2 protein-coding genes and 1 pseudogene are annotated in these 3,360 nt (G+C 41.8%); 1 reads left to right on the top strand and 2 read right to left on the bottom strand.

Annotated features, from left to right (window positions below; all coding sequences use genetic code 11):
* Positions 1 to 184: 184 nt before the first annotated feature.
* A complete protein-coding gene (elbB, locus tag H5185_RS21460) occupies positions 185 to 838 on the bottom strand; it encodes an isoprenoid biosynthesis glyoxalase ElbB (protein ID WP_182723160.1) in 654 nt (217 codons plus the stop codon).
* A gap of 530 nt (positions 839 to 1,368) precedes the next feature.
* Here elbB and H5185_RS21455 point away from each other — a divergent pair.
* Positions 1,369 to 3,243, top strand: a pseudogene (locus tag H5185_RS21455) (DNA polymerase); the annotation flags it as partial.
* Here H5185_RS21455 and H5185_RS23495 read toward each other — a convergent pair.
* Positions 3,198 to 3,329, bottom strand: a complete 132-nt coding sequence (locus tag H5185_RS23495) for a DNA polymerase (protein ID WP_404948470.1) — start codon at positions 3,327 to 3,329, stop codon at positions 3,198 to 3,200. The pseudogene H5185_RS21455 and the gene H5185_RS23495 sit on opposite strands and share 46 nt — an antisense overlap.
* Positions 3,330 to 3,360: the final 31 nt, after the last annotated feature.

The raw sequence follows: 3,360 nt of genomic DNA, 5'->3' as shown, positions 1-3,360 counted from the left end.
ATGGAAAGCGATTAATCCTACCAAAAAAAAGAAAGCGAAAACCATTTCCAAGACAAGTGCTATATAAAGCACCACGTTACCCCTATAAGAAAAGAGCCGCTCACTGTTAAGCGAGCGGCATTACACCAAGGGTGGCATTTTTTATTCATCCGCTCACATGTAAGATATATGTCACGCCTAATCGTTAAGCCATTTCAAGCACTTTTGTAACCAGTTTCTCAATACCTATGTGCGCCTCTAAAATCGAGGTTGCTAACATATAGGCTGGCGTGCTGACGATTTTATTGGCCTCATCAACCACAATATCTTCCACTTGTGCATCTTTATGTTTACCTCCCATTTCATTAAATGCATGCGCGGTATCAGAATCAGTTCCAATAGTACCGACAGCTCCTTTGCCATAAATATTGGGGATCATCACAGGTGAAACACACACAAAACCCACCGGTTTATGAGCTAAAGCGAATTCACGAATAAAGTTCTCTACAATAGGCTGAATATGGCAATGACTGCCCGTGGTGGCAAAGTTTGATAAATTTTTAGCCGCACCAAAGCCACCAGGGATCACCAAAGCATCAAATTGACTGACCTCTAAGGCATTAGCATTAAGCACTTCACCACGGGCAATTCGTGCCGACTCAACCAAAACATTACGACTTTCGTCGTTATTGACCTCACCGGTTAAATGATTCACTACGTGCATTTGAGTAATATCTGGCGCAAAACATTGATATGTCGCCCCCGCTTGGGTTATCGCCAGAAGCGTTAATACCGCTTCGTGAATTTCAGTTCCATCAAATACCCCACAGCCACTCAGTAAAACAGCAACCTTTTTCATGACACTCTCCTTCATCTTTTAAGTGACAATACAAAAAATACAACAAAAAACTAACAAAACGGTTGATCTGATTAAAAATCGTGCTAACTTAGAGCGTCGAATTTAGTAGATGCGCTTTTTTTAGTCACAAAACATCACTAAATTTGCGAGTGACTTAACTGACATCAATAAAAAAGTCCACAAAATAGTAATATTTATTAAAATTAATATTTAGCTCACAAAAATAAAAATAAATTAAAAAAATCAACTAGTTACCGATTTCATTTAAAGCCGTAAGAAAATCTATCCAACAAGGTTGACTATTCCACTCACAGACTTATCCACAGGCTGGGAGCTTTTTTCGTGGCTGATTTTCTACTTCCTGAGATATTTGCACCGATAAAGTCCCACTAAATGCACGACTTGTCATACGTCAAGATTATTTAGCGTCATTTTGGATAAATAACTGACAATCTCACAAGCATCTTGAGGTGCTGTGGGTATAATGTCATCCTATTAGTCTCGCAAAATAATGAACACGAATATTAATTATGCCAACGATTCCCAATAACCCGCTCATCCTAGTTGATGGCTCATCTTATCTTTATCGCGCTTATTATTCGCCGCCTCATTTAACCAATTCAAAAGGTGAAGCGACTGGTGCGGTTTATGGCGTCGTTAATATGCTTCGCAGTTTATTAAGCCGCTATAGTCCGAGTCATATTGCAGTGGTTTTCGATGCCAAAGGCAAAACCTTCCGCAACGATATGTACGGCGAATATAAAGCCCAGCGTCCACCTATGCCTGATGATCTGCGTACTCAAATCGAACCATTGCACAAAATCATCCACGCGATGGGCTTACCACTGATCAGCATTTCTGGTGTCGAAGCCGACGATGTTATCGGTACCATCGCCCTGCAAGCGAGTAAAGAAGGCCGAGCAACCTTAATCAGTACCGGCGATAAAGACATGGCGCAACTCGTCAATGAGCATGTCACGTTAATCAATACTATGACAGACACCATTATGGGACCGGAAGAGGTCAAGGCTAAATACGGTGTCCATCCAGATAGAATCATCGACTTTTTAGCACTCATGGGCGACAAGTCAGATAATATTCCAGGTTTACCTGGCGTCGGCGAGAAAACCGCGCTCGCGATGCTGCTTGGTGTGGGAAGTGTAGAGAAGATTTTAGCGGATCCACAAAGCGTCATTGAAGTGGGCTTTCGAGGCTCAAAAACCATGCCGACTAAAATTATCGACAATGCCGATATGCTAAGACTGTCTTACGAGTTGGCCACCATCAAAACTGATGTCAAACTTGAACAAGACTGGCATGAACTCACTGTTAAGCCACAAGATCGAGATGAACTGATTAAATGCTTTGGTGAAATGGAGTTTAAGCGTTGGTTAGCAGAAGTATTAGATAACAAGCAACCTCGCGGCACAGTTAGCGACAAAGATAGCGATGAAGACATCACGGTATCACCGACCATTGAAGCAGAATATGAAACGATTCTGACGATGGAAGCACTCGACAAATGGATCGAACAGCTCAATAGCGCTGAACTGATTGCAATTGATACTGAAACAACTAGCCTCAATTACATGGAAGCTGAACTTGTGGGTTTATCATTTGCCACTGAAGCAGGTAAAGCAGCTTATTTACCATTAGCACATGATTACCTTGATGCACCGCAACAAATTGATAAAACCAGCGCACTTGAAAAACTGCGTCCTATTCTTGAAAGCGATACACCGCAGAAAGTTGGTCAAAATCTCAAATATGACATGAGTATTTTAGCCAATGTTGGTATTACCCTAAAAGGTGTCCGCTTTGACACCATGCTCGAATCCTATGTATTTAACTCAATAGCATCACGTCATGACATGGACGGATTAGCGCTTAAATATCTTGGCCATAAAAATATCAGTTTTGAAGAAGTCGCAGGCAAAGGCGCAAAGCAACTGACTTTTAATCAAGTTGATTTAGATATTGCTGGGCCATATGCCGCTGAAGACGCCGATATTACCCTGCGTTTACATCAACACTTATGGCCAAGACTGAAAAAAGAACCCAAACTGGCCAGTGTGTTTGATGAGTTAGAGCTACCGTTAATTCAAGTACTGTCAGACGTTGAACGCCAAGGTGTCCTTATCGACTCAATGTTACTGAGCCAACAAAGTGGTGAGTTAGCCAAAAAACTGGATGATTTAGAAAACAAAGCCTACGAAATAGCCGAAGAGAAGTTTAACTTAGCCTCACCAAAGCAACTACAGACACTATTTTTTGAAAAACTAGGTTACCCAATAAAGAAAAAGACTCCTAAGGGTGCACCATCAACTGCTGAAGACGTATTAGTCGAGCTAGCACTTGATTATCCTTTACCTAAAGTTATTCTCGAGCATCGCAGCCTAGCTAAACCAAATGCAGACATGCCATAAATTAAACCAAAGTTAACCGCTTTGGCGCGGCGACGTTGCTCGGTCGTGACTTCTTCAAAGTGCACCCCAAATACTTCGGCTGCAGTGGCTTTATGA

This window comes from Shewanella sp. SG44-6 (assembly GCF_014164185.1).
GTDB lineage: Bacteria > Pseudomonadota > Gammaproteobacteria > Enterobacterales > Shewanellaceae > Shewanella > Shewanella vesiculosa.
This window is presented reverse-complemented; position numbering and strand designations above follow the sequence as displayed.

Excerpts from the sequence above, each read along its gene's own strand:
- elbB (WP_182723160.1), bottom strand. The coding sequence starts at position 838 with ATGAAAAAGGTTGCTGTTTTACTGAGTGGCTGTGGGGTATTTGATGGA.